Source organism: Fictibacillus tiangongensis, from assembly GCF_048083785.1.
In the GTDB taxonomy this organism is placed as follows: Bacteria; Bacillota; Bacilli; order Bacillales; family Fictibacillaceae; genus Fictibacillus.
Map to the genome: position 1 here is coordinate 3,575,360 of NZ_CP182294.1, position 25,059 is coordinate 3,600,418.

General features: G+C 42.0%; 21 protein-coding genes. 3 read left to right on the forward strand and 18 right to left on the reverse strand.

Going from position 1 to position 25,059, the window contains the following annotated elements; translation table 11 throughout:
• Positions 1-80: 80 nt before the first annotated feature.
• From ACNJYY_RS18960 to ACNJYY_RS18970, 3 genes are all read right to left on the reverse strand, one after another.
• Positions 81-734 carry a C40 family peptidase gene (locus tag ACNJYY_RS18960; RefSeq protein WP_416729664.1) on the reverse strand — a complete coding sequence of 218 codons (654 nt, stop codon included), beginning with the start codon at positions 732-734 and terminating at the stop codon, positions 81-83.
• 327 nt (positions 735-1,061) lie between these two features.
• The gene (locus ACNJYY_RS18965) at positions 1,062-3,074 is read right to left on the reverse strand and encodes a penicillin-binding transpeptidase domain-containing protein (protein ID WP_416729665.1); all 2,013 of its coding nucleotides are present in this window, start codon (positions 3,072-3,074) and stop codon (positions 1,062-1,064) included.
• Between the two features lie 179 nt (positions 3,075-3,253).
• Positions 3,254-4,549: a peptidoglycan-binding protein gene (locus tag ACNJYY_RS18970; RefSeq protein ID WP_416729666.1), complete on the reverse strand. Its 1,296-nt coding sequence runs from the start codon at positions 4,547-4,549 to the stop codon at positions 3,254-3,256.
• Between the two features lie 192 nt (positions 4,550-4,741).
• Between ACNJYY_RS18970 and ACNJYY_RS18975 the strand changes: the two genes are divergently transcribed.
• Positions 4,742-5,482 carry a C39 family peptidase gene (locus ACNJYY_RS18975; protein WP_416729667.1) on the forward strand — a complete coding sequence of 247 codons (741 nt, stop codon included), beginning with the start codon at positions 4,742-4,744 and terminating at the stop codon, positions 5,480-5,482.
• Between the two features lie 30 nt (positions 5,483-5,512).
• Here the strand turns inward: ACNJYY_RS18975 and ACNJYY_RS18980 are convergent, their stop codons facing one another.
• The 4 genes from ACNJYY_RS18980 to ACNJYY_RS18995 all read right to left on the reverse strand — a co-directional run bounded on the left by ACNJYY_RS18980 (position 5,513) and on the right by ACNJYY_RS18995 (position 8,815).
• The gene (locus ACNJYY_RS18980) at positions 5,513-5,755 is read right to left on the reverse strand and encodes a DUF2584 family protein (protein WP_416729668.1); all 243 of its coding nucleotides are present in this window, start codon (positions 5,753-5,755) and stop codon (positions 5,513-5,515) included.
• A gap of 41 nt (positions 5,756-5,796) precedes the next feature.
• Positions 5,797-6,288 (reverse strand): VanZ family protein, encoded by a 492-nt coding sequence (locus tag ACNJYY_RS18985; protein ID WP_416729669.1) that lies wholly within the window; start codon positions 6,286-6,288, stop codon positions 5,797-5,799.
• A gap of 91 nt (positions 6,289-6,379) precedes the next feature.
• On the reverse strand, positions 6,380-7,891 hold the full coding sequence (gene argH / locus ACNJYY_RS18990; RefSeq protein WP_416729670.1) for an argininosuccinate lyase: 1,512 nt from the start codon (positions 7,889-7,891) through the stop codon (positions 6,380-6,382).
• Between the two features lie 399 nt (positions 7,892-8,290).
• Positions 8,291-8,815, reverse strand: coding sequence for a type 1 glutamine amidotransferase domain-containing protein (locus tag ACNJYY_RS18995; RefSeq protein ID WP_416729671.1), 525 nt, complete (start codon positions 8,813-8,815; stop codon positions 8,291-8,293).
• Positions 8,816-8,946: 131 nt separating this feature from the next.
• On the opposite strand from ACNJYY_RS18995, the gene ACNJYY_RS19000 reads away from it, so the two are divergent.
• On the forward strand, positions 8,947-9,174 hold the full coding sequence (locus ACNJYY_RS19000) for a hypothetical protein (RefSeq protein WP_416729672.1): 228 nt from the start codon (positions 8,947-8,949) through the stop codon (positions 9,172-9,174).
• 56 nt (positions 9,175-9,230) lie between these two features.
• Here the strand turns inward: ACNJYY_RS19000 and ACNJYY_RS19005 are convergent, their stop codons facing one another.
• The gene (locus tag ACNJYY_RS19005) at positions 9,231-10,217 is read right to left on the reverse strand and encodes a DUF4179 domain-containing protein (protein ID WP_416729673.1); all 987 of its coding nucleotides are present in this window, start codon (positions 10,215-10,217) and stop codon (positions 9,231-9,233) included.
• Positions 10,218-10,228: 11 nt separating this feature from the next.
• Positions 10,229-10,768 carry a sigma-70 family RNA polymerase sigma factor gene (locus ACNJYY_RS19010; RefSeq protein ID WP_416729674.1) on the reverse strand — a complete coding sequence of 180 codons (540 nt, stop codon included), beginning with the start codon at positions 10,766-10,768 and terminating at the stop codon, positions 10,229-10,231.
• A gap of 325 nt (positions 10,769-11,093) precedes the next feature.
• Between ACNJYY_RS19010 and bglX the strand changes: the two genes are divergently transcribed.
• The gene (bglX, locus tag ACNJYY_RS19015) at positions 11,094-13,265 is read left to right on the forward strand and encodes a beta-glucosidase BglX (RefSeq protein ID WP_416729675.1); all 2,172 of its coding nucleotides are present in this window, start codon (positions 11,094-11,096) and stop codon (positions 13,263-13,265) included.
• Between the two features lie 48 nt (positions 13,266-13,313).
• Here the strand turns inward: bglX and ACNJYY_RS19020 are convergent, their stop codons facing one another.
• From ACNJYY_RS19020 to ACNJYY_RS19060, 9 genes are all read right to left on the reverse strand, one after another.
• Complete coding sequence (locus ACNJYY_RS19020; RefSeq protein ID WP_416729676.1) at positions 13,314-13,760, reverse strand: hypothetical protein; 447 nt, start codon at positions 13,758-13,760, stop codon at positions 13,314-13,316.
• A 34-nt stretch (positions 13,761-13,794) separates the two neighbouring features.
• Entirely contained in the window at positions 13,795-13,977 is a 183-nt protein-coding gene (locus tag ACNJYY_RS19025; protein WP_416729677.1) for a hypothetical protein, read from the reverse strand.
• 107 nt (positions 13,978-14,084) lie between these two features.
• On the reverse strand, positions 14,085-16,496 hold the full coding sequence (locus ACNJYY_RS19030) for a beta-galactosidase (protein ID WP_416729678.1): 2,412 nt from the start codon (positions 16,494-16,496) through the stop codon (positions 14,085-14,087).
• The gene (locus tag ACNJYY_RS19035) at positions 16,493-17,713 is read right to left on the reverse strand and encodes a glucoamylase family protein (protein ID WP_416729679.1); all 1,221 of its coding nucleotides are present in this window, start codon (positions 17,711-17,713) and stop codon (positions 16,493-16,495) included. Before ACNJYY_RS19035 ends, ACNJYY_RS19030 begins: the two co-directional genes overlap by 4 nt.
• A gap of 332 nt (positions 17,714-18,045) precedes the next feature.
• Entirely contained in the window at positions 18,046-18,996 is a 951-nt protein-coding gene (locus tag ACNJYY_RS19040) for a carbohydrate ABC transporter permease (protein ID WP_416729680.1), read from the reverse strand.
• Between the two features lie 15 nt (positions 18,997-19,011).
• On the reverse strand, positions 19,012-19,872 hold the full coding sequence (locus tag ACNJYY_RS19045) for a carbohydrate ABC transporter permease (RefSeq protein WP_416729681.1): 861 nt from the start codon (positions 19,870-19,872) through the stop codon (positions 19,012-19,014).
• Positions 19,853-22,138, reverse strand: coding sequence for a DUF5696 domain-containing protein (locus ACNJYY_RS19050; protein ID WP_416729682.1), 2,286 nt, complete (start codon positions 22,136-22,138; stop codon positions 19,853-19,855). The genes ACNJYY_RS19045 and ACNJYY_RS19050 overlap by 20 nt, the downstream gene beginning before the upstream one ends.
• The gene (locus tag ACNJYY_RS19055) at positions 22,131-24,146 is read right to left on the reverse strand and encodes a YIP1 family protein (RefSeq protein ID WP_416729683.1); all 2,016 of its coding nucleotides are present in this window, start codon (positions 24,144-24,146) and stop codon (positions 22,131-22,133) included. Before ACNJYY_RS19055 ends, ACNJYY_RS19050 begins: the two co-directional genes overlap by 8 nt.
• Positions 24,147-24,166: 20 nt before the next feature.
• Positions 24,167-25,045: a carbohydrate ABC transporter permease gene (locus ACNJYY_RS19060; RefSeq protein ID WP_416729684.1), complete on the reverse strand. Its 879-nt coding sequence runs from the start codon at positions 25,043-25,045 to the stop codon at positions 24,167-24,169.
• Positions 25,046-25,059 lie beyond the last annotated feature (14 nt).

Consider the following 25,059-nt stretch of genomic DNA (forward strand, 5'->3'; position numbering starts at 1 on the left):
TTCATATATTAAATTTTTATATTCTGCCTTTTAGTATGTGAAAGATTTTAGTTAAAAAGCCATCGTAAACACTATCTTTCTTAACGTACTTTCAATACTTGCCCTACTTTAATTGATGTAGATTTTAGTTTATTTAACTTTTGTATTGCTGCAACACTCGTTTTATATTTCTTACTTATGCCCCAAAGGGTATCACCTTTTTGAACTTTATGTGTTTTTGTTTTAGACGAACTAATAGCTGGTTTAGAAGCAACAGGCTTCTTTACCGCATTAGATGTAGCTTTCTGATTAATAACTCGTCTGCCTTTAACATATCTTGCTCCCCAGTAGTACTTTGAAAAGGCATCAGTATAGGCAACACCATTTGATTGGGCATTAAGCATCTTTCCATTACCTGCATAAATTCCAGCGTGATTCACTCTACCATCAAAATCAGTGTCATAGAATATAAGATCGCCTTTTTGAAGATTAGCTTTTGAAACAGCTACACCAGCAGATGCTTGTCCAACACTTGTTCGAGGAATCGTTATTCCATTTTGGGCGAAAACATATGAAGTGAAAGATGAACAATCAAATGTACGTGTATTTCCAAACGTTGAACCATACTTATACGGCGTTCCTAAATATTTATTACCAGTCTTAATAATGTTATCTCCAAGTGAAGCATGAGCAAACTCTCCACCTGATAAAATTACACCAGCAGCAACTACTATAGATAAAAGTTTCTTTTTCATAAAAAATACCCTCCAATTGATTAGGCTAGATATAACCAATTGGGTTCAAGTTATACTAGTAGACTAGTTCAATTTATGTAATTAAAAACAAGTATGTATTGTATGTTTCTACCTTTTGCTTGACCCCATCGTCCTATGTCTATGGTAGCATAAGTCGACTCGTTGGTTTATTACATGTTCGTTACATATCTGACAGCATTTGTGTAATTTTTGTAATATTATGCTAAATTGTGTCGTTCTTTCCTGTTACAGATTACTTTAGAAACATTGGGCAAAAAAAAAGCTGACATCAAAAAGGATATTAACCTTTTGATTCAGCTTTAGTTTCTATTTAAATATTTCTCTAAAAACACTTTTCACTTTAGGAGTTACATAATGGCTGCCATTCCGATCTTCAACATCTTCAATCATCATGGAAACAAGAAGAGATGGATTTTGTGTATTATAGCCCACAAACCAGCCCAATTCTTTACCCTTGTCTTCTCCAGCGGCTTTCAGCTCAGCTGTACCCGTTTTTCCTGCAAGTGGCAAGTCCTTCATAAAGGCATCTTTATGCGCTGTTCCATTTTTATTGGTAACTACTTTTACAAGATCAGCACTAATTAATTTCGCTGTTTCTGGTGATATCACGTTTTCTTTCCACACAGTAGCCTCTTTCGACTGATCTAAACGAGGCGCCAGCAAGTTTCCTTCATTTAAGAAAGGTGTGTAAGACATGGCTACATGCAGCGCACTCATCTGAATCTGTCCCTGACCGAAGCCACTATCAGCGAGCTGCCCTTCACTCATTCCGTCTTTTCCAATGGAAGATGCAGTGAACGGGAATGAAACGGGAACCTCTTCACCAAATCCAAATTTCTTCAAGCCTTCCGTAAACTTGTCTTCACCTAGATTTAGCGCAGCTTGAGCAAAGTAAATATTATCTGAGTAGATGAGTGCTTTTTCCAGATTTACACTAGGAACATCAGTTACCCTTGTAACTTTATAATTCCCCCAAGCTTCTTTATCTTTTTGCCACGTTTTACCTGATACTTTCATTTCTGCATTAGGATTAAGCGTTCCATTTTCAAGTCCGATCGCAGCTGTTAATGGCTTAAGCGTTGAACCAGGTGCATAAACATACTTGAAGCGGTTCAACATCGGCTGCTTTGGATCGTCTGTCCATTTTTGTCTTAATGCCTTGGTTAATCCCAACGTAAATTGATTAGGGTCATATGAAGGACTATTCACTAATGCTAGTACATCACCTGTTTTTGGATGGATGGCCGATGAGGTTCCAACGTCAGCTTTAATCTGATTATAGATGGATAGCTGAACCTTGCTATTAATCGTTGTTTTTACATCTTTTCCATTTTCAACTTCATTTTGAGCAAGTATAGATTTTTCTTCACCTTTACTATCCATAATTTTTATAATGCCACCACTCTTGCCACGCAATTGTTCTTCATAAACTTGCTCAAGGCCTGCCTTACCAATCCAATCTTGTGCTGAATAGCCTTTTCCCTGTAACTTTTTCATATCCTCAGCTGAAACAGGTGCAATATAACCTGTAAGATGTGCCGCAGCTTCTTTTAAAGGATATAGACGCGTTGATTTCTTTTGGTAATCTACGCCTTCTAGAGCAATAGTATCTTTTAGTTTCGGATCCTCAACTGATATTTTCTTAATCGGAACTGCTTGGTCTTGTTTGACCCATGGCTGATCTAACTGCTTTTGTATCTCTTCTGTTGTCATCCCAAGTATTTTAGATAATGGTTCCAGCGTTTTCGCCTTATCTTGTGGAAGTTTTTCAGGGACAATGATAATTTCTGCTGCTACACCATTTACAGCAAGAGCCTTGCCTTCGCTATCTAAAATCTGTCCTCTTTTAGGAGATATGGAAGATGCAGAAACACGATCACCCTTTTTCATGTCGGGAAAGATATGAGACGTATTCCATTGAATGCCCCACTCTTCAGTATCCTTTTTCTCCTCCAGGTTTAATTTTATATTTTGAGTGAATGTTATCGGACCACCATTCGTTTCCATTTTTAGTGTATAAGGAAGATTAATACTCTCGCTATTCTCTTTATCGTCTTTTTTCTGTTTTTTCATTTTCACATCTAACTTACTAACTTCTATTCCACTATATATAGATTCATAGCGCTCAACAAAATCTTTTTCAGACATTGCTTCTTGCGATTTAGTATCTAATAGTTTATACATATTCTTAAAATCTTGTTTTTCCCAGTACCCAACATATTTTTCTAATGTATTCTCTGGCTTTGGAGGCTCTGAGCAAGCTGATAAAAGCCCAATGCACAAGACTATTAATAGGATAAATTTATAATAATTCTTCAAAACACATCTCCTTCTCAACTAGTATTTTCATATACATAAACACTCATACATTATAACAAAATAGTTGGCAATTTATGACTGATAAACACCTGATAGTTTGCTGATAAAAACCTATATAAAATAAAAAGCTAATATTCAAGGTCATATTAACCTTTCATATCAGCTTTTTCATAACTATATTAGTAGTTTACTCGTTTAGCTCCTAAATAACGGGTTTTCCAATAGGATAAGTTCATATCACTGACCGTTACGCCTGTACTTGATCCAGCATGTACAAATTGGTCGTTACCTATGTAAATACCTAAATGCGATGGCCCAGAGGTGTATGTTTCGAAATAAACAAGATCTCCTACTACTGGTTTACTGACCCATGAAGTTGCATTCCACATCTGCGCTACAGTTCTCGGTAGCTGAATACCTTCTTGTGCGTAAACATACTGGATAAATCCACTGCAGTCGAATCCTTTTGGTGTAGTTCCACCCCAAACATAAGGTACACCCATAAACTCTGAAGCATTTGCAATAATATTAATAGTGGTTTGATTACGCGAATTACTTGGTTTTTGTCCCTGTTTTTTCTCTACCTCAGATATTTTATTTAAAACTGAGTTTGTAATTTCTCCAGTTACCGGCAGACTGTTAGCTTTTTGGAACCTCTCAACACTTTCCTCAGTAACCGTTCCATAATAATCTGTAATCATGTGGTACTTAAAATACCCCAGTTTCTTCAGACGTGTTTGAAGCTGCATTACTTGAGTTCCTGTACTTCCAAATTTCATTAAAACAGTTTCTTTGGAAGGTGGTGTAGGTTTTGAAACACTTGGTTTAGGTTGTGACACTGGTTTTTTCTTTGTTGCTATTAGCTTTTGAATTTGATTAAGTGTTACCTGGTCTGCCGTCCCCGTCGCCGTTAATTTTTGATTGATTTGAAACTTTCGAACGGCTTCTGTTGTTATTGTTCCATAAAAATCAGTCGTTTTATAAAAGGTGAAGAATCCTAAAGTTTTAAGATCGGTCTGAAGTTTTTTCACTTCAGGTCCTGTTGTATTAAGTTTTAAAACTTTACTAGTTGTTGAACTTGAAGCAGGCTTAGTACTGGGTATTGTCGGTTTTGGCACACTAGGTTTTTGCACTGAGGGTTTATTTAGAGACGGCGCTTCTTCTTGATGAGTTTTTTGCAACAATTTACCATACGTTTTCTTTCCAACAACCCCATCCACAACGAGACCATTTGCTTTTTGAAATTCCATTACTGCCTTTTTAGTAATTGGTCCAAAATAAGTGGTCGTTTCGTGATAATGGAAATATCCTTTACTTTTTAAAATAGACTGCAATTCTTTTACATCGCTATGACTATTACCTTGCTTTAGGGTACCATCACCAAGTGCAGCTTCCCCTATTACCGGTGCTGCTAGAAATGCTCCAGCAAAAGTTGAAGTCATAATAAAACGCTTTAGCATCTTTTTATTTTCCATTTTTTCCTCCTTTTACTAATATCTTTAAAACTCACTTCTTCTTTTATCGACAATTTCCTTCTAAATTCCAGAATAAATATGCATTATATTGATAGATAAAAGTATTAATTTGTAAAATGAATACATAATTTTGCTAAAGTATTTAATGATTTGATAACATGTATATAGTAATTAAAATTCGAGGAGTAAAAAGTGAAAAAACTCAAAATTATATGTTTTGCTTTGATTGTATTCGCTAGCATTTGGGGATACCTGCACTACAAAAAACTAAATGAGGATAAACCTAGACTTGAATTAATTGCTACACAAGGTATTACTAAAAAAAATGGAATTACTTTAATTGAGGATGTCCCTTTGATCCAACAAAAGCCCGAACTAGATCGTGGCTGCGAGGTAACTTCACTAGCAATGCTTTTGCAACATGCAGGAGTTGACGTTGGAAAAATGGAACTGGCGGAAAAGATAAAAAAAGTAAACACGCCGTATAAACATGAGAATGGAACCTATTATTATGGCAATCCAAACGATGGGTTTGTTGGGGATATTTATACGTTTGATAAGATGGGGTATGGCGTATATCATGGTCCAGTGGCTGACCTTGCGGAAAAGTACTTGCCTGGAAGAATAGAAGATATAAGCGGAATCAGCTTTGATAAAGTACTTGGAAAGGTAAAGAATGGCAAGCCTGTATGGGTAATCATCAATGCAGATTTCCGTGCATTACCGAAAAGTGAATTTCGAACATGGAATACACCCTCAGGGAAAGTAGAAATAACGTGGAAAGAACATTCGGTGGTTATTACGGGATTTAATCGTGAACACGTTTATGTAAATGATCCATTGAATAAGATGAAAAACCGAAAATTATCACTTACTGATTTTAAAGAGGCATGGGAGCAGATGGGATCTCAGGCGATTACGTATAAAAACTAAAAGAAGGAACTCACTAAGAGTTCCTTCTAATTAATTCACGCCATGTAGATCAATAAGTTCATAGAGTAGATGTGTGGATTCTGCTTTCCACGTCACTTCTTTTATCACAGCTTTTCCAACCGGGGAACTGTTTTCTTTTTTTTGTACTGGTACAGGATGATCTAAAATAAACAGCTTATAGCCTTCTAAAGAAATTTCAAACACATTACCTTCAACACGTTTTTCTTTTCCAGTCGTCACTAGATTCGATTGCATCGTCATTGGCATTTGCATGTTATCACCTGCGTTCTATTTTCTTTTATTGTAGCACTAAATTAAATTCTTTTTGTTCGTAATTTTTTATAGATAATTGTTGCTAGCAAAATACCAAACAACCCGCCAGTCGCATCGATCATTACATCCTCTATATGTGGCGATCGATTTGGAGTAAAGCCTTGGTGAACCTCGTCTGAGATGGCATATAAATTAGTTAGAAACCAGGATATCAGCCACGTTAAACGTTTGTTTAATAAATAATGGTTCAAAGCACGGTACATTAAAAACCCTAATACAAAATAAGTGAAAAAGTGTGCTGCTTTTCTTATAAAGAATTCAAGAAAATGAGCAGCTCCCAGGACTTCAATACTGATCTCATCACCAGCATAATGCAGTTTAACTGTGGAGAACAGAGTTTCAATAATACTTAAATCTATATTTGCTGAAATCGTTGGTCTTAAATCTTGCTTTTCATATGGTTGAGAACTGGCATAGAAGATAATTCCCATCCATAGAAAGACTGGGAGCCAGTATAGCAATATTTTTTTCATTAATACCCACCTAATACTCATAATACATTTATAACTATAACATAGGATTGAAAATAAAAATGACTCATAAAAGCTACTGAAATAAGACTTATTAAGAATCCTCTACTGTTTTACTTATTAATTTTCCCAACTCGTTATCCATATTCTTAAGTCTACTATGTTCCGCTTCGATTCTAGTTCTTGCTTGTTGAATAACCAGACTTCTTTCTTCAGCCATCCTCCTCACCTCACTCGGATTCGGTCCACCCTGAATGCTGCGCCTTTTCACAAATTGGATCGGACAGATGATGCCTTCCCATTCTTTTTGGGTGAGAGTCAGGTGCTGGTGATGAGTCGTCAAAATTTGTTGAACCTTTTGAAGGGGCAGTTCATTTAGTTCTAGCTTTTCTGATGAGCACTTTTTCGCGATGGTGCTCGCTATTTTGTGAGCTGCGCGAAACGGCACACCCTTTTCTTTTGCTAAAAAGTCCGCTAGTTCTGTAATCGTGATACAAGATGTTTGCGCACGAGCGAGTGCTAGATCTTTGTTCACTTCCATCGTACGGATGACCGCCTGCATGAGGTGCATCACCCGGTTTGCTTTTTCATAACTTCTATATAAATGTGGCTGAAGATCGTCCTCGGTATCCACTATATCGCCGAATGGTGTGTTATGAATCATATGGATTGCCGCTAGAGCCTCTCCTGCTGATGAGCTGGCGAGTGCTCGCGAGTGTTCGATGGAAACCGGATTTCGTTTCTGTGGCATGATCGAGCTAATCTGCACGTATGGATCTGCCACTTTTATGATGTCATGTTCTCGGGTAACGAGCTGAAGGAAGTCTCCAATCCACCGCCCGCTGTTCGTCATCAACGTTAACACCGCGGTCGCTGTTTCTATCAAATAATCCGCACCAGCTACAGCGTCGTATGAGTTCTCGATAAGTCTGGAGAAACCGAGCAGTTCACAAACTCGATGCCGGTCGATCGGAAAACTCGTCGTAGAGAGGGCTGCCGCTCCCATTGGTGAACAGTTCACCGTTTCGTACGCAGATTGCAGGCGTTTGATATCTCGTAGAAGGATGTCTAGCACAGCGGTTAAGTAGTGGCCGAGTGTTGTCGGCTGTGCTGGTTGGGTATGGGTATAAGCGGTCATGATGGTTTCCGCGTGTTCGTTAATTTTTTCTAGAAGAGTTGTTGCAAGTAAAAGTGCGCTTTCTGTGAGTGTAAGGATGTGTTCTCTTAGCACAAGGCGGTACATGGCGATTCCCATGTCGTTCCGGCTACGCGCCATATGCATACTTCCCGCAAGATTTGGTCCGATTTCTTCACTAATTTTGTGCTCGATCATGAAAAATAAGTCTTCGAATTGTGGATTGTAAGTTAGTGTTTGTGGGTTGATTTTGGCTATGGTTTCTACTCCTTGGAGTATTTTCGCGGCTTCACTTTTATCTAAGATTCGTTGTTCAGATAGCATCACAACATGTGCGCGGTGGATGTTAAACATATGTTTAAAAAGATAGTCTCTTTGGTCGTTGAATACCGGTCGCAGCAAGTGTTCTACGTATGTTTTGCCAGGGAAGGTTGAGCCTTCTTGTTTGATAAAATCGTCCTTGGATGGCATGTCTTTCACTCCTAACTCTGAAGGAATAGATGTTAGTAGTGTATAGAGATGTGTGGGTGTTGGGAACTCGGTTATTTCATGTTATTGGGAATTGAGTTGGTGGAGAACTTGGTCGTTAATTGGGCCGAGTTGTTTGAATGGTTTTGTACCCGAATGAGTAGATAAAAAGGTGAGGTATAAGCAGGTTTACGGTACGTGTTTTTATATTTTGTTACACGTTCACCGGTAAATGGCTTGTTTTCACCTGTGATGCACGAGTTTTCACCTGTGAACGATTCACGAGCACCTGTAGACGACCATGTTTCACCTTTAAACCGTTCTAAATCACCTGAACATGCTAACTTTCACAATAAAACACCCGATTCGCGAACAATCGGGTGCCTCATAAAATAAAAAACTCTATTTTTTCTCCAAAACCGCAACAAACTCACGCATATAATCCGGCAGATCCGGTGGACGGCGGCTTGATACGAGGTGAGCGTCAACTACGACAGGTTCATCGATCCATGTTGCGCCTGCGTTTTCCATGTCATCCTTGATTCCAGGTGTACTCGTCACTTTCTTTCCTTGCAACACTTTTGCTGAAACAAGAACCCAGCCAGCATGACAGATCTGGCCGATCGGCTTTTTGTTATTCTCCATATGCTGAACCATCTCGATCACTTCTGGAAAACGGCGCAGCTTGTCCGGCGCCCAACCACCCGGAACTAAGATGGCATCGTAATCTCTAGCATTCACGTCACCAAACGCATAATCAGCATCAGCCGGAACACCGTATTTTCCGATGTACGTCTCTCCTGCTTTCTCTCCTACAAGTTCCACGACCGCCCCTTCTTCACGCAATCGCAAGATCGGATACCACAGTTCTAAATCCTCAAAATCATGATGCACTAGACTGAGCACTTTTTTACCTTTTAAACGCATGTTTAACACCTCCACTATTTTTATATCCTTAATAGCGTAACATGAATCCTAGCTGAGACACTATTCTTCCACTTCAACAGACATGTATGTTACGATTTTTTTTATAGAAGACAGAGGGAGACTGATTATAGATGAGCAAATGCACGATTGACCACACGTTAGAAGATGTGAAGCAGAAGCTTGCTGAACAATCCGCTTTTATGCCGCGTGAACTGGTGATGGAGGTTGGCGACTCTTTATCTGATGATAGTGATCAGACCTACTTAAATGAAGTGTTTCATCTTTTGAAAAAGTACGACCTTGCGGATGAAATTGAAAGAGAGAAACGAAACGGCAAATTAAGTGATTTAGTGAAATAAGAGTGATGACAGCAAAAAACACTTGGCATCGTCGCCAAGTGTTTTTGCTTTGTAGCTTAGTTTATAGGAACAGAAATCTCTGGAATACGCCCCGGCTTATCTGCATGAAGATTTGCTGAATGCTCAAATGGGACTACATAATATTTTTCCAAATCCAAATCGATCGCACTAAATCGGTTATAAGATTCTTCCGGTGTAACAGAAACCGTGTCAGGCAAGATTTCCTTTCCAGATTCACTTACAATCTTAAACGCGATGTGATTCTCTTCGCCTGGCCAGTCATAATACAGCACGGTGGAAATAGGTGTGACGATCATTTTTTCGAGTTTTATGGAGCGTCTGTTCTCGAGTTGTATGTCTTGATCAAGCGTGATCGTTTTGCTATCCGCTGCTAACTTATCGGTGGGAACTTCAATATCAAACACCCACGGCTGATTCATCTTCATCTCTAGATCTAAGCGATCGTACTCGATATGAAATTGGACCTTCTCCCCGATTGGTATCTCTTTTAAATGAACTTCGTTGTAAACCGTAAACATGTAATCGTTCAATTCTATCGATTGCCCGCCTGTACTGGACGTTAATTCTTTACCGTTCATCTTCACTTTAGGCATAGGGTGCATCTTATGGTGAAAGTCGATACCATCTGCTGGTTCATAGGTCGAGCTTATGAGTAATCGTCCGCCATCGATCATCACTTCGTTCAGCGTCAACTTTCCCTTCTCGTTTTCAGCTGTTTGCCCGATCGCTGTTTTATAAGAAGAAAAGTCAAGATTCTCGTTTTGATTCAAATATTTTTCGATCGTTTCACCCACAAATGGCATATTGGCTATAGATACGATACCTGTACTTAGTGATATTCCAGTCGCTATGAGCATGGCCGCTGCTACACCCATATATTTCTTTACCTGCGATGGCTTTTGTTTTTTTACTTTCTTCAGTACTCGCTTTTCCCATTGCTTTTTTTCAAAATGAGAAAGGTCTTGTTCTTCATATTGTTTCAAATCTATATCCATTTTGTTTAATTCGCGATAGATCGTCATATCTTCACTCCTCATGCTTCGTTATTTTGAAACAAAAAGCCTTTTAGTTTTTTACGTCCTCGGGATAACTTGTTGTACACCCAAGATTCTCTCTCGTTCAATTCATGAGCGATCTCACTTGACGTGTTTCCTTCTAAATAGTACTTTTCAAAAATCCGGCGTTCACCGGGAGGTAACTGCTGAAGCAACTCATCAACGAGAATTTCTTCACGTGATTTTTGTGACAGTAAGTTGGATTCGGTAAAATCTGGCACTGAAAATTGTTGTTTCTGTAAAGAAATCTGTCTTCTCCCGTAATCGATTGCTTTATATTTTGCTACAGCTGCGATCCATTGTTTGAACGTATTTTTCGTAGAATCAAATTGATGAATATTGTTCCAAACGGAAAGTAAAACATCGTCAAGGCATTCTTCATAATCTTGTTGCTGGTAGTTCACATGACGTTTGATGATTGCTGTGAGAAGACCACCGTACTGTTGAATCATGAAAGAGATCGCATTTTCATTTTTATCTATTAATTGTTGTACAACATTTTCTTCTGTAACTTTCAATCGTACACCCCTCCTGCTGATTATTGGTACCTACTATGTATTACGAAATGAATGGGGGAAATCTATCACTTATCAAAAAATATCTATTATTTGTTAAGGAAGAGAGCATCTGGAAGAATTACTACACTATAAATCATAACTTTATTTCTTAATAAGTTGTCGATAAAAGTTCAATGATTAAATAACTACTTAAATCTAGTGAATCGTTTCGATTTTTCATTGACTCTCAAAATGAAAGCGCTTATAATTTTTATTATCAAGTTTATCGAAACGTTTCGATTATAACAGACCATATACATTAAACGATATCCAGGAGGTTTTCTTTATGCTTAAACAAAACGTGCAACATATCATTCAAGACATGACATTAGAAGAAAAGATCAGCCAATTGGTTCAGCTGGCTACTCCTTTCTTTAAAGGTTCATCTGATCAAGGCTTCATCACAGGTCCTATGCAGGAAATGGGGATCACGGATGACGTGATTCGCAATACGGGATCTGTTCTCGGTGGATCAGGCGCTTGTGAAACGCGCAACATTCAAGACGCACATTTAAAAGAAAACCGTCATGGCATTCCTTTATTGATGATGGCTGATATCGTACATGGCTTTAAGACGATCTTCCCTGTCCCTCTCGCGATCGGCTGTTCATGGGATATGGACCTTGCTGAAAAAAGTGCAGAGATCGCAGCAAAAGAAGCTTCTGTTTCAGGTGTTCACGTAACTTTCGCACCTATGGTCGACCTCGTTCGTGATCCGCGCTGGGGCCGTGTGATGGAATCAACAGGTGAAGATGGTTTCCTAAATAGTGAGTTCGCTCGTGCGTTCGTTCGCGGTTTTCAAGGAACAGATCTAACGAACGACAAAGACCGTGTCGCGGCTTGCGTGAAGCACTTTGCAGCATACGGTGCTCCTGAAGGCGGACGCGATTATAATACGGTGAACATGTCTGAACGTCAGCTTCGCGAGTCTTATCTGCCTGCTTATAAAGCCGCGCTTGATGAGGGCTGTGAGATGGTGATGACGGCGTTCAATACAGTCGACGGTATTCCAGCAACGGCTAACAAGAAGCTGATGCGCGACCTTCTTCGTGACGAGTGGGGCTTTGACGGTGTGATCATCTCGGACTGGGGTGCTGTAAAAGAGCAGCTTCCGCACGGTGTCGCGGAAGACGAAGCAGAAGCGGCATATAAAGCGCTCACAGCTGGAGTTGACATCGAAATGATGACAACGTGCTACGTCGATCACGTGAAGGAGCTTGTGGAAAGCGGCAAGTTATCGGAATCTCTCGTTGATGAATCAGTAGAACGTATTTTAACGCTGAAGCAGAAGCTCGGACTTTTTGAAGATCCATACCGTGGAGCTGATGAGAAGCGTGCGGAAGAAGTGATTCTGTGTGATGAGCACCGTGATGTAGCTCGTGAACTTGCTGCTAAATCTTGTGTTCTTTTAAAAAATGAAGGTGGCGTTCTTCCACTTCAACCAACGCAAAAAATTGCACTGATCGGTCCGTTCGCTACAAATGGTGATCTGATGGGACCTTGGTCGTGGCAAGGTGCGTTTGATGACGTGATAAAAGTAGACACAGGTCTGTTAGGCAAACTGGCTGATCCATCTCTTTTAACCGTTGCGGATGGTTGTGAGGTTGAATCTGTAACAACTGAGCAGCTGGAAAAAGCGGTTCGTGTTGCGAGTGATGCGGACGTGATCGTACTCGCACTTGGAGAAGCTTCATTTATGAGTGGTGAAGCGGGATGCCGTGCTGACATTCGTCTGCCCGAGCCTCAGCTTCAACTGATTCAAGAGATGAAAAAGTTAGGTAAGCCGATCGTAACGGTACTCTTTAACGGTCGTCCGCTCGACTTGCATGGTGTGGTAGATCAAGTGGATGCAGTATTAGAAGCTTGGTATCCGGGTACTGAAGCGGGTGCAGCGATTGCTGACCTTTTATTCGGAGACGTGAATCCATCCGGTCGTTTATCCATGTCGTTCCCGTATTCCGTTGGTCAGGTTCCGGTTTATTACAACCACTTCAACACAGGTCGTCCACAGCCGACTCCAGAAAATAAAGAGCGCTATCTGTCTCATTATCTGGACATTCCGAACGAGCCTCTATTCCCGTTCGGTTTCGGGTTGAGCTATACAGAGTTCACATATGACGATGTGAAGTTGTCGAGTGATGTATTGACAGATGATGAGTCGATTACAGCTTCTGTCACCGTTACGAATACAGGCGATGTTGCTGGTGAAGAGCTAGTTCAGCTCTATATCCGCGATATTGCGGGTGATGTTGTTCGTCCGGTGAAAGAGTTAAAAGGCTATAAAAAGATTGTTCTTGAGCCAGGCGCGTCTGAGGAAGTAACATTCGAGATAACAGAAGAAATGCTTCGCTATCACCATGAGAACCTTGAGTTCAAGAGTGATGCTGGTAAGTTTACGATGTTTATCGGGAAAAACAGCCATGATGTGGCGAGCGTTCCGTTTAGGTTGGAAAAGTAAATTGGTTAAGAGGATTCCTTTTGAGGTGATCCTCTTTTTTTATGCATTTTATAGCTGAAAGAAACCGATAACAACGATCCAAAAGAGCATCCATCCAAAGAAAACATAGTTTGCAGCTCGTTTAAACGTTCTCACTTCATAAGGCAGGAGCCATTTCACTTGAAAGTATGGGATGACAGAAATAACGGGAAGAAATATCGGGAAAAAGAATCCTGCCATTAGAGCAACGTTGCCCAAAGCTTCTATTGTCATGTTCCGGTCTGCCCCACCTGCAAGTAGAAGAACGAACCACGCAAGATATACAAACCAGATGGATTTTAGAAAGTGTCTCTTTTCTGAGCTCGATTCATATTGAAGAATCCATAGCAATAGTAAACAACCTAATACATAAGTCCACCATGTATCCACTTGAAAATAACTGGTAAGGATCATAATTAAACCAATAATAGCAAGGCTATTCCGCCTTAATTTGCTGTTATGCTTAAGTACTTTCATTCTTTCCACCTCTCTATAGGTAATTTATACCAATTTAGAGGGCTGGAGTAAATGTTTTTCTTCGTTTTACGGTACGTGTTTTTATATTTATTACGCGTTCACCGGTAATTGGAGTGTGACCACCTGTAAAGTACGTTTTTCCACCGGTAAATCCTCCGTGACCACCTGTAACTAGGACCTCATCACCGCTAAATGCACTTTCATCACCGGTAAACACTCAAAACAAGCTGAAACACCAACTAAACAGCTCCACTAAACATAAAAAAAAACCTTGAGAGCTTCCAAACAAAGCTCCCAAGGTCTTTTTACTTCTATAAACGCTAACTATCCAATCAAAACCCGCAACTGATCATCTACTTTCGCGTGTTTCTTGCTGCGAACGAGCGTCAATTCCTCATTTTCTTCAACCACATAATCAGCACTCGGTAAGATCTTCGTTCCAGTGTCAAATGCGATCACATCTTCAACCTGCGTTAAGCGGAAATCAATATAGTCCGCACTTACACCGGTAATTTCTGCTGTCGCGTAGGCAATCTTCACACGACCCATCGATAGATTCATAGGCAGCATCACGCCGTCCTTGCTTTGCAACAATAGCTTTCTTCCACCCAACAACGCTACCCCATCTTCATAAACCGAGAATTCTTTATCGAATCCGTCTAGATTCAACAGATGAAGAAAACGCTCACCTTCCGCGTCAGCAGTAGACGTCATAAAGATACCGTGGTGTAGACAATCATGCGTTAGTTTTACATGACTTCCTAATCGCTCGAGCGCTGTTTTAAAGAAAGGCAAATCGCAGCGATAGAAGCTGGCGATCACGATTGCGCGTCCATTCCCCACTTCAGACTCGAAGCCACAAACATCATCAGATCCGTACACTCTGAAAATTGGAGTAACATCAGGTCCAACTTCAAAACGCTGAACGAATCCTGAACGAATCTCTGGCTGCCCTGAAGCCCAGTTGTCTCCATAGATAGAAAGGTAGTTTCCGTGACCATCACGGCTAATACCTTTATACGTCACACCAAGTGCATCCGCTAAAATCGTACAGTCCTTCCCTTCCATATCAAAAAGAGGAACCTCACCGTACAGAAGAATCTTTCCGCCCGTGTTCAAATAGTTTACGAGCTTCTCTTGAATCTCACTGTCCATGTAGCGAGCGGAAGGTAGCGCAAGGACAGGCGTTTTCGTCACATCAAGCAGTTTGTTCTGAACATCGACCGCTGTAAAACGATAGCCGTTGAGCAGCATCGCACGGCCCATGATCTCCCAAGCGCCAGCACCGCGGTTCGCCTCGATGTTTGAGAGGATCTCTCGCATCACTTCACTCTTCGGATAACGATATTCGGTCATATAATAATCTGGGATGAACGCGAACGATACTTCATCTCGTTCTTCGTTCATTCGCGCGAGCTTATCGCTCACCGCCATCACACTTTGGTTCACGCGTGACATGCGCGGAAACGTATAGTTGTAGTCCCCTTCAGGACCGATCGGTGCTGCGAAACCGTGGCGTTCACCAGTTGAGGCGATGCGGTCGTTCCCATCGTCAACAAGCGTATGAAGTCTCGCATTTTTCCCGCCAGCAAACAGGTAATAGTTGATGAGCCTGTTTCCTTGAGCAAGACACATTCTAAACTTAAAATCCGCAGCTGAAGGATCATAGCGTTCGCCTAGTGTCTCACCAAAGTTTCCGTCACCACAGTTAAACTCGACAGATGTTAACGGCTGATCTTCATTATGAACGGTTTCCATCAGCCCATTGATGATGTAAAGGTCTTGAAAGGTTTTCATGTCAAGATCGCCAAAATATATATCAGAACCCGAGATGTATCCAGGTCCTTGGTTATACGTTTCATACAGCTGGCTAATTCCGATCGGGTACGTGAAGCCTCGTCCTCCGCCTGTTCCGTGGATGTTTACGACGAACGGAATGTCTTTCACACCAAACTCTTCCGCGTACTCTCTTAAAATCGCGATATATTTAGCGAATCGGTAGCGCATGTAATAGCCAAGATCTTTTAATAACTGAGCCGCATACTCTTCTTTCGGAGAACGAAACGCAGTATTTCGTTCAGCACTCTCTTCCAACGGAAACGGGTAGCGGTCAGAAACGTTATCTCCGTATCGTTCGCTCAACCAATTTGATAAATCGTTCAGCACGTTGTCTGTTAAATCTGGCGTGTTGCTCACCCAAGACAGCATGCCGATCTCGTTATCAAGCTGAAACGCGATGATTTTTCCACCGTTCGGATAGATGCGCGGTGTAACGACTTCCATTACTTTTTCATAATACTTACGAACTTCTTGTAAGAATCCTGGTGCGAGATAATCGACAGTCGGCGTTGTTGGTTCGCTCTCGTCCCAACCAACCGGAATGATCTCTGGATGCTTCTCATACACCCAATAAGGCAGTCCTTCGTTTTTCATCTCGGCCATGATGAATGGTCCAGGACGAACGAAGAAATAAAAGCCGTTTTCTGTACAGAGGTCGATGAACCCGGCAAGGTCTGTTTCAGGACGCGTTTTGCCTGTGAAATCAAACTGCCCTTCCACCGACTCATGCCAAAGCCATGGCACATAAGTGGCCACGGCGTTACAACCCGTTTCTTTTAGCTTGTCCAGTCGGTCTTGCCAATCGCTTTTATCAAGACGGTAGTAATGAATCTCACCGCACGTGATCAGAACGGGCTTACCATCGATGATGATCTGTTTATTCTTGATCTCAATCATTTTGCCGGACTTCCTTCTGTCTTTTTCCAACCTAACAAGTCAGCACCTTGTTTCACATACTTATTTTTCATGAACAGATTCCACACGAGACCAGATTGATAGTTTTCGATCATAAGAAGCGTGATCCCCTTGTCGATTCCGATGACATGGTCTGAATACCAAGCTGGTGTTACGTCTAGGTTATAAGAATCCTGGAAACCATACTCACCCCAAAGTTGCGGATGTTCTTCGTAAAAATACTTCATCGCCGCAATCGACTCTTCTGGTGTAAACACGATCGACCCCGCTGCTCCCGTCGGTGCAACCGTACCTTCTAGTTCAGGCTCACAACCTTCATAATAAGGAGGAGCCCCTGGAACGCGGTAGCCGGTCGGACTCGCACAAGCTGTTAAGCCCCAAGCATTTTCGTGGTACGTCTTGAACTCACTTGATTTTTCTTTACAAAACGCACGGTTTGCAAGTGATGCTTTTACCGAGTTTTCGTACCAGTTGATTCCGTCTCCGTCGACGATATCTCTAAAATCGATGAACGCATGCGAATATTGGTGAACGAACATCGCGTTTCCTGGCGCGTGAATGTACTCGTAATCTTTGTACGTACCTTTTCTGCGCTCAAAGCCGTCATAAATTTTTGCAGGAACCGGATGTGTAGGAGACGCCACGCCAAGCACATACGTCATCATCTGCTCCGCGTACATATCCCAATGGTGAAAGCCGCCCGTTTCCGGGTTGTAGCCCATGTAGAACTGGTTTACCGGCTCGTCATAATACACGTTCCAGTCGATGCGCGCGTAAATTTTCTCGAAAAGCTCGGCGATCTCTCCGCCAAAGTATTCAGCAGATGTAACGGCACCACATAGGAAGATTCCCGTATCGATGATCGACGCACAGTCGTACCACTCTTCGTTTTTCTTTGCTGTCTGCATGTTTAAGAAATGATAAAAGAAGCCGCTCGCGTGTTCCACGTTGTTTAAGAATGTTTCAAGCGTTCCTTTCGTACGCTCGTAGCCTTCTTCTTTCGTGATCCAGCCGCGCTCGATTCCGATGATGATCGCCGTTAATCCGAACCCGTTTGATGCGATACTTGCTACTTTTTTATTCGCCGACTGATCCAGGATTAACCCGTATCCCGGGCTGTTTTTATCCGTGTTAGCTTCGTTCCAAAAGAAATCAAAGCATCCTTTTGCTTCGAGGTCCAATAGTTTTTGTGTATCCATCGTTATTCCCCTCTCTATCTGTTTTATCTTCATTTTGTTCATAAATAGAATACTAATGGAGGCGTGAAGTGCTAGCTTGGCTACGGTTTTAAGGGATGCAATGGCCTTTTTATTTACGGTACGTGTTTTTATATCTGTTACACGTTCGCTCAAACTCAGCTTAGTTACGCCCCAAATGTTGCTTCTTTCGCTCTGAAAACTACTCGTTTCACTCAGTCAGACCTTAATTTCACCCCATACTTGCCTCGTTTCGCTCAAAACACGTAAAATGCACTTTCAACTCTCCATTTTCATCGATTGGAACGGAAATCAACTCCCCACATCAATAACTTTTACTCCCCAGTAATCCCCGAACGATCCACGCCTTCAACAAACCAGCGCTGCGTGATAAAGTACACGATCAATAGCGGTAGGATCGAAAGGACGGTTCCTGCCATCTTAATTCCTTCGTTCAACTGGTTGCCCCCCGACACTCCCATCTCAGCTGGGAACATCTGCTGATACGTGGCAACGAACTTTTGCAGCTGCAGCGGTAATGTTGTTAACGCATCTCCAAAATAGATTGCCGCCAGATACGTTTCGTTCCAATACCAAACGAACGAGAACAAAAATGAGATGATGATCGCAGGCAATGCCATTGGTAAGGCGATCGTGAAAAAGATTCGAAAATGTCCTGCTCCGTCGAGCTGAGCTGCTTCTTCCAATGCTTTTGGCACGGCTCTAAAAAACTGATAAAAGATCAGGATAAAGATCGCGCTGTTCAATCCTTGTCCGAACGTTGCCGGAAGCAAGAACGCACTCAAACTGCCGAGGATATTCAGCTCATTAAAGAAGATGTATCTTGGTATGAGCGTCACCTGCGGCGGGATGATGAACGTTGCAAGCACGAGAACGAACATGATCTTTTTAACGCGAAACTCAAATCGAGCGAGTCCGTATCCCACTACTGCTGCAACAGCTGTTTGCGCCAATGCCGGAAGAATCGTCACGTACAACGTTTCCATTAGTGTTGAGAAAAAGTTCAGAACTTTGTTCGCCTGCTCATAGTTTCCGGTATAAAACTGTGTTGGAATCCAGTTTACGAGTGGATTCAACAGATCATCCAAACTTTTAAAGCTGTACACACCCATGTAGAGAAGCGGATAGAGATACACGAATCCGATCCCCACCAAGAGTCCGTAGATCAAGAGCTTGTAAAGAAGACCATCTGTCCCCTGCATGCCCAAAAACATGCGTTTCGTTTTTAAGTAATACTTGTTCACTTGCTGTGTTTTGGTTTGCACATTGATCACATCCTCTTAGGTGTATTTTTTCTTTCTTTTAATCGTCATCACACCAACCGCGATTGCAAGCGCCGCGGCGATGATCAAGAAGTAGATCCAAGATAGTGCCGAAGCATAGCCATAACCTGTGTCTACTTTAAACATGTTTTTCTGAATATGTTCGATGATCGGATTCAGCGAGAATACCGAATACGTTACGATCGTGTAGATCAAGTTAACGATGATCATCGGCTTTAGACTTGGCAGAGTGATCTTCCAAAAGAACTCCCAGTTGCTCGCACCGTCGATTTTCGCCGCTTCAAAGATCTGCTTGTCCATCTTCTGAAGAGCAGCTAAGAAAATTAAGATCTGTACCCCTGAATACCAAAGGATTACGATCAGGTTTTTTATTAAATACAGTAAGATCCCGTTAAAGAAACCATCCGGGTTATCATTTAACGCTTGATAGATCGCGTATTGTTCAATAGAAGGAATGGTTGTGATTCCTTGATCGATCAGCTCTTTGATAACCGGTCCGCTTGCAATGATAACGGGCAGGAAGAAGATCGTACGGAACAATCCGCGGAACTTGATCTTTTGGTTTAACAATAGAGCGATGATCAATGAAAAGACGATGATGATCGGAACGGAGATGACCATCTCTTCTAGGTATTTTAGTACGCGGTCAACGAATGTTCCATCGACCGAAAACGCATATTCATAGTTTCCAAAGCTCACAAAGTTCGTTTTGATACCATTCGTCGTGATCTTTACTTCCTGAAAGCTTAAAAAGAGCGAGTATAGAAGCGGAAAAGCCGTAAAGACGAGAAAGCCGATGATCCATGGTGAAACAAACAGCAATCCTGTAAGATTTCTGTTATTGCCTAGTCGTTTCATCACTTCCTCCTCCTTCTGTTACCGCAAAATCCTTAGGTTTTACTTCAGTACCATTACTGTTATAAATCGCGTTCGTATAGTTGACGACGATCACTTTTCCGTTCGAATACTCTACTTCTACAATGCCTGTTTGAGGCACAATACGGCTGACGATCTCTTCGCCTTCCACCTCACCAAGACTTTTCTTAATATTTTCGTACTGATACAAAATCTTGTCTTTCCAGATCGAATATTCCGATGTGTAAACGTCACTGGATGCTGTTTTAGCAAGAAGGTGTGACGCTTCCTTCGTTAAAAGATACGATGGATAGGCTCCGTACTCGATCATGCGAAGCATCTGATCTTCCGAATCTGACTGAAAGTTCGAGAACGGTGCGTAGTATGGCATATAGCCTTTTAGTACGATCTGCAGAAACGGCACCGTGTCTGTTTCAAACACATAGTTAGATGCGTTCATCGGAATGTCGAGATAGCGATCCGTTTGGTTCCATAGATACGTGTTCGGCTCATAAAGAGCAACGTTCCCTACTTCTTTATTTAATGTGCCGAACAGCTTTTGATACGTTTTGATCGTCTGGTTTCGCTCACTTGATTTTTTTCCGCTAAAGTCAGAGAATAGCGTGTAACCGCTCGTATCGATCGCTACGTTTGAAATGCCTTGTTCCTTAAATTCCTTCGCATCTTCTTTTGCGATCGCTAGAGATTTTTCTGGCGATAGATAATACAGCGTCTTCTTATCTTCACTGTGTGAGATCGTTTCTGCACTGATCTTCTTCGCTACGTCTTTGCTGCCGGAATAGCCGGATGCCCCGTCATACGCTTTTGTGTAATCGCTATAAAAATAAAGCGGAATATTATCCTTTTTAAGACTGTCGATCGTGTCCTTCACGTCGTTACTGTTTCCAAGTTCACTTTCAAACGGAAACTTCTGAGGGAGCGTACCCGTTAGACCGCCTTCTGACCAGCCTTTATAGACGACGAACAGATCATCGATGTCTTTTTTGAGTTCAGATGTCATGCTCGGAATGTCGGTCACCTTCGTCATCGGGAGAACCGAGTCCCATAACAGACCTTCCTTCACTTCACCACCTAGAAATTCAAGTCTGACGCCGGTTTTATCGTCTTTTTTGTCTAGCTGTTTTGTTTCAGAAAGATAGTTTTGATACGCTTTTGCCATCCCTACATAATCAGCGTCATCTTTCTGTAAGAACATATATCTCAGCTTTACGCCGAACGGGTTCTTCGTTTTTTGATACACGTTTAGACCCTTCATGTTCTTACTCGTCGGCTGATAATATTCTTTTCTAAAATGAAATTCAGAAGAGATCCAGTTAAAGTCGGTCGAAACACCTGACGGATACGCTAAAATGTCACCATGTGTGTAGCCTTCTTCGATTACGGCAAGAAATCCGTTCTGCTTCACACCGTGAACCGTTCCGAATACTGGCATCTTGATCTCTTCAACCGGTGTTACTTTTTCGTCTTCTTCCTTCTTCACTTTCGTTTTCAAAAAGGCTTCATCATCACCGTAAATGGATCCCGTAAACGGCGCATCGGCTTTTGTTCCGTTCTTTTCATAACGAATCAATGCACCTGATCCGTCCGGGATGAACATGTACCCGTTGATATCACTCTTGTTAACCGCACCTAAAAACGGATAAACACGCATAGAGATGAGCTTCGTGTATTTGTTTTCCCTGATCTCATTCTCTGGAATTGAAACAACAAGGTCATTTTCTTGAAGCTCCACGTTCAGATCAAATTCTAACTTCGACTGGTTCATGTAAAGAGACGCCGTGAACCCTTTATCGTTCATCTTCACACGAGGTCTAGAATCGTTCGTCGTGATACTCTCGGTTTTCACTTTTCCGCGACGATCCATATAATCAACGGTAATCGCGGATTGTGCCATCTGTTCCCAAGTTTTATTCAATCGGTACTGATCGGGGTTATCGAGCCCGGAGTTCCAGACGTATTTTGTTTTCTTGTTCTCAATCTTGATCGCGAGCGTTTCTTCGTTCACATAAAGAGCAAGATTTTCGTTCTCGGCTGCTTTTTCAAAGCCTTGAAACGAGTTTTTCTGTTTGATCGGAGCGCCATTCTCTTTCTCAGGCTTCGTAAACGATGAAGACGTATACTTCATCACGTTTTGACTCTTCTCGGTTGGTACGGGAGGCTGCTCCGTACTTTTCTTATCATCTTGCGCGGCGAATACAGAGATCGGTACGAGCAAGGTAAGAAGCGCGATACTTATCTTTTTATACACGAAGAACAGCCTCCTTTATGATGGAATAAACAAAATCGTATACTTGATCGATCAACACGAACACGATGAACACGACAAGAAGCATGATTACCATACCGAACAGCGTGACGAAGATGTTTCGGATCGTGTCTGAGAACGTATAGTTATGAATCTCTTTAAGCATGATGAAAAGGATGATCAGACACCATGCGTAGATGATGCGGATCGAGAAAACATAAACAAACGCTTCATTGTATGTCAGCACGTTCGACAATAGGGTCAGAATCGGGCTGAACACGAGGAACGGAGCGAGTGAATAGATCGTCCCGATATAGATGTCCTTGAACCTTCCTTCACCATCGTTGATCGTACTAACGAGATAGTTCACCACAATGAACAGTGCGAGCGGTACGAGCAATAAGAGAAGCTCGCCGACTAAGTTCGCATCGCTGCTCACCGTTTTATAGATAAATCCGGTATAGAAGCGGCTGTAAATATACTCGACGATTAGAATTACATACAAAATCGTCGCTGATAGGATCGATGCGTATCGTTTTCTTTTTAAATAATAAAAACTGTCGATCGGATGACGGAAGAACTTGAACAAAAAGAGCAGTTCTCCTATCAATCTCTGTTTCTTAATCGCGCCGAGGCTTCTGCGCGGCTGATTCAGAATGCCTTTCTTTTTGTCGATCACTTTTACGATATAGTACAAAATCCCGAAGAAGATTAACGCGAACAACACCGTTTCCAGGTTCTCTTGCATCCACGCGTGACGGACCTCCCAGAACGAATCGGAATAACCGAACACATCGTTTGCATACTGATACTCTTCTAGCGCCTTATCATAGTCTTGTTGTTTGTAGTAAGCAGAGCCCATGGCAGAATGCGCGAGACCGAACGAAGAGTTCATCTCCAGCACTTCTTCCCAGTACTTCTGACTCTCTACATAACGGCCTTCTTTAAAAAGCGCGATCCCTTCATGCACTTGTTTTGAAAAAGCAGTAGATTCAAAGACTTGGATCATGCCTCGTTCTTTATCTGTAACGTACAGTCTGCCGTCAGGATCAATCGTGATGCCTGTTGGCTGTTTGAACAATCCGAGACGGTTCGTTCCGTCGTCTTTTCCACCAAAGATGAATAATAGATTTCCGAAGCTGTCATATTCATAGATCTTGCCGGTGCTTGATACGACGAACATGTTTCCGTCGTGATCGACCGCGATATCTTGCAGTGACTTCTCATCAGAGACGTCCGGGAACAGCATATTTTTTCCGGCAACGTTCAGCTTTTTGATGACTTCGTTTGTCGTTCCTTCTGTTACGGAATAGACGAGACCTTGATCATCAAGCGCGATGTTATCTGGCGCGGGAGGTGTCTTCATGAACATATTTGCTTTTTTGCTCTCTGATGTGAAAAGCTTCTGTAAAAACGTGCCGAACGATCCTTCTGTGCTGTTTACGCCGTAATAGCCGAGAAACCCGCCATCCTTACTAAGCTGAATGATTCCGTTCGTTGACCCTTCACTGATCACATAGATGCTGCCGCGACGATCGACCGCTACTTTTTGCGGTTTAAAAGAAGAGCTTTTACCGAAAAGCGGTGAATCCGGCTTTCCATATTGCTCCTCGACCTTGCCGTCTTGTGAAAAGCGGAGTACCTTCTCTTCTTCATAATCCGCGACAAAGATTTTTTCGTTTTCGTCCACATAAACGCCAGTTGGTGATTTAAGAACACCTTTTCCGATCTCACGTAAAAATTTTCCGTTTTTGTCAGCGATTAGAATCTTCTTAGCACCAGAATCCGCGATATATAGGTTTCCTTTCGTATCAGAGAAAATATCTTCCGGGTTCATGATCTCAACGTCTGGCAACAATGTGCCGACCGGTGTGTAGGCAGTCTGTGTTTCAATTGTCTGACCGTCTGCTGATAACGTTTCTGTCTGATAAGGGACAGATGCAGAAGCGATAGACGAGATCGGAACAAGCAGGAATACCAATAATGCTACAAATTGGGCAATGCGCTTCATTTCTCCCCCCTCCTACTTTCTTACTTGATTCCTGAGTGGGCCATCGTGTTCATCACCTGGCTCTGCAGAATTATAAAGATGATTAGATTTGGTACGAACATGATCAAGGAAGCAGCTGCTGCAAGTCCTTGTCCTGCTACGTTGTTTCCTTCAACTGTTGAAGTTAACGTCGACATATAGAACGAGAACGTCTTCAGTCCTTCATCGTTCACATAGAGCGACGAACTTTCGATGCTGTTCCAAACGAGCTGAAACGATAGAATCGCGATCGTCGCGATCGCAGGTTTGACGAGAGGTATGATGATTCGTACGAAGATCTGAAAATCAGATGCTCCGTCAAGCCTTGCCGCTTCGAGCAGTTCATCCGGTATCTGATCGATGAACTGTTTAACGAGAAACAGACCGATCGGCATCGCGAGTAACGGTAGAATATGAACCATGAACGTGTTGATCAAGCCGAGTTCATCTATCAACAGGTAGCGCGGAATCATAACTGCTGCTGGTACGAACATGAGCGCTAACGTGTTGATCTCAAAGATCGCTTTTTTCATTCTGAAATTTTTCTTAGATAGCGCGTAGCCTGCCATCGTGCTGATGATAACGGTCAGAACAACAACGATCAGCGTAATCACAACAGAGTTGAACAGAAAGCGCGACATCGGAACACCGGTATCGTTCGTCTTTGTAAAAAGGTCTACAAAGTTCTGGAATGTCGGGTTATCTACAAAAAAACGCGGCGGATACGCGAACAGTTCGTCGATCGGTTTGAACGCATGAAAGAATATATAGACGATCGGCAAAGCCATAAAGATAGCCAGTGGTATTAAAAACGCAAGAAACTTCAACTGACTTTTATGAAACTTTGACGGGTTCATTCTTGTCCCTTGAAAGGCTGACATGTTGATCACTCCTT

What these genes read in the sequence shown, in the direction of transcription:
- ACNJYY_RS18960 (WP_416729664.1), bottom strand. Translation starts at nt 734, where the DNA reads ATGAAAAAGAAACTTTTATCTATAGTAGTTGCTGCTGGTGTAATTTTA.
- ACNJYY_RS19045 (WP_416729681.1), bottom strand. Translation starts at nt 19,872, where the DNA reads ATGAAACGACTAGGCAATAACAGAAATCTTACAGGATTGCTGTTTGTT.
- bglX (WP_416729675.1), top strand. Translation starts at nt 11,094, where the DNA reads ATGCTTAAACAAAACGTGCAACATATCATTCAAGACATGACATTAGAA.
- ACNJYY_RS19005 (WP_416729673.1), bottom strand. Translation starts at nt 10,217, where the DNA reads ATGACGATCTATCGCGAATTAAACAAAATGGATATAGATTTGAAACAA.
- ACNJYY_RS18970 (WP_416729666.1), bottom strand. Translation starts at nt 4,549, where the DNA reads ATGGAAAATAAAAAGATGCTAAAGCGTTTTATTATGACTTCAACTTTT.
- ACNJYY_RS19000 (WP_416729672.1), top strand. Translation starts at nt 8,947, where the DNA reads ATGAGCAAATGCACGATTGACCACACGTTAGAAGATGTGAAGCAGAAG.
- ACNJYY_RS19060 (WP_416729684.1), bottom strand. Translation starts at nt 25,045, where the DNA reads ATGTCAGCCTTTCAAGGGACAAGAATGAACCCGTCAAAGTTTCATAAA.
- ACNJYY_RS19055 (WP_416729683.1), bottom strand. Translation starts at nt 24,146, where the DNA reads ATGAAGCGCATTGCCCAATTTGTAGCATTATTGGTATTCCTGCTTGTT.
- argH (WP_416729670.1), bottom strand. Translation starts at nt 7,891, where the DNA reads ATGCCATCCAAGGACGATTTTATCAAACAAGAAGGCTCAACCTTCCCT.
- ACNJYY_RS19030 (WP_416729678.1), bottom strand. Translation starts at nt 16,496, where the DNA reads ATGATTGAGATCAAGAATAAACAGATCATCATCGATGGTAAGCCCGTT.
- ACNJYY_RS18995 (WP_416729671.1), bottom strand. Translation starts at nt 8,815, where the DNA reads ATGCGTTTAAAAGGTAAAAAAGTGCTCAGTCTAGTGCATCATGATTTT.
- ACNJYY_RS19020 (WP_416729676.1), bottom strand. Translation starts at nt 13,760, where the DNA reads ATGAAAGTACTTAAGCATAACAGCAAATTAAGGCGGAATAGCCTTGCT.
- ACNJYY_RS18985 (WP_416729669.1), bottom strand. Translation starts at nt 6,288, where the DNA reads ATGAAAAAAATATTGCTATACTGGCTCCCAGTCTTTCTATGGATGGGA.
- ACNJYY_RS18980 (WP_416729668.1), bottom strand. Translation starts at nt 5,755, where the DNA reads ATGCAAATGCCAATGACGATGCAATCGAATCTAGTGACGACTGGAAAA.
- ACNJYY_RS19035 (WP_416729679.1), bottom strand. Translation starts at nt 17,713, where the DNA reads ATGGATACACAAAAACTATTGGACCTCGAAGCAAAAGGATGCTTTGAT.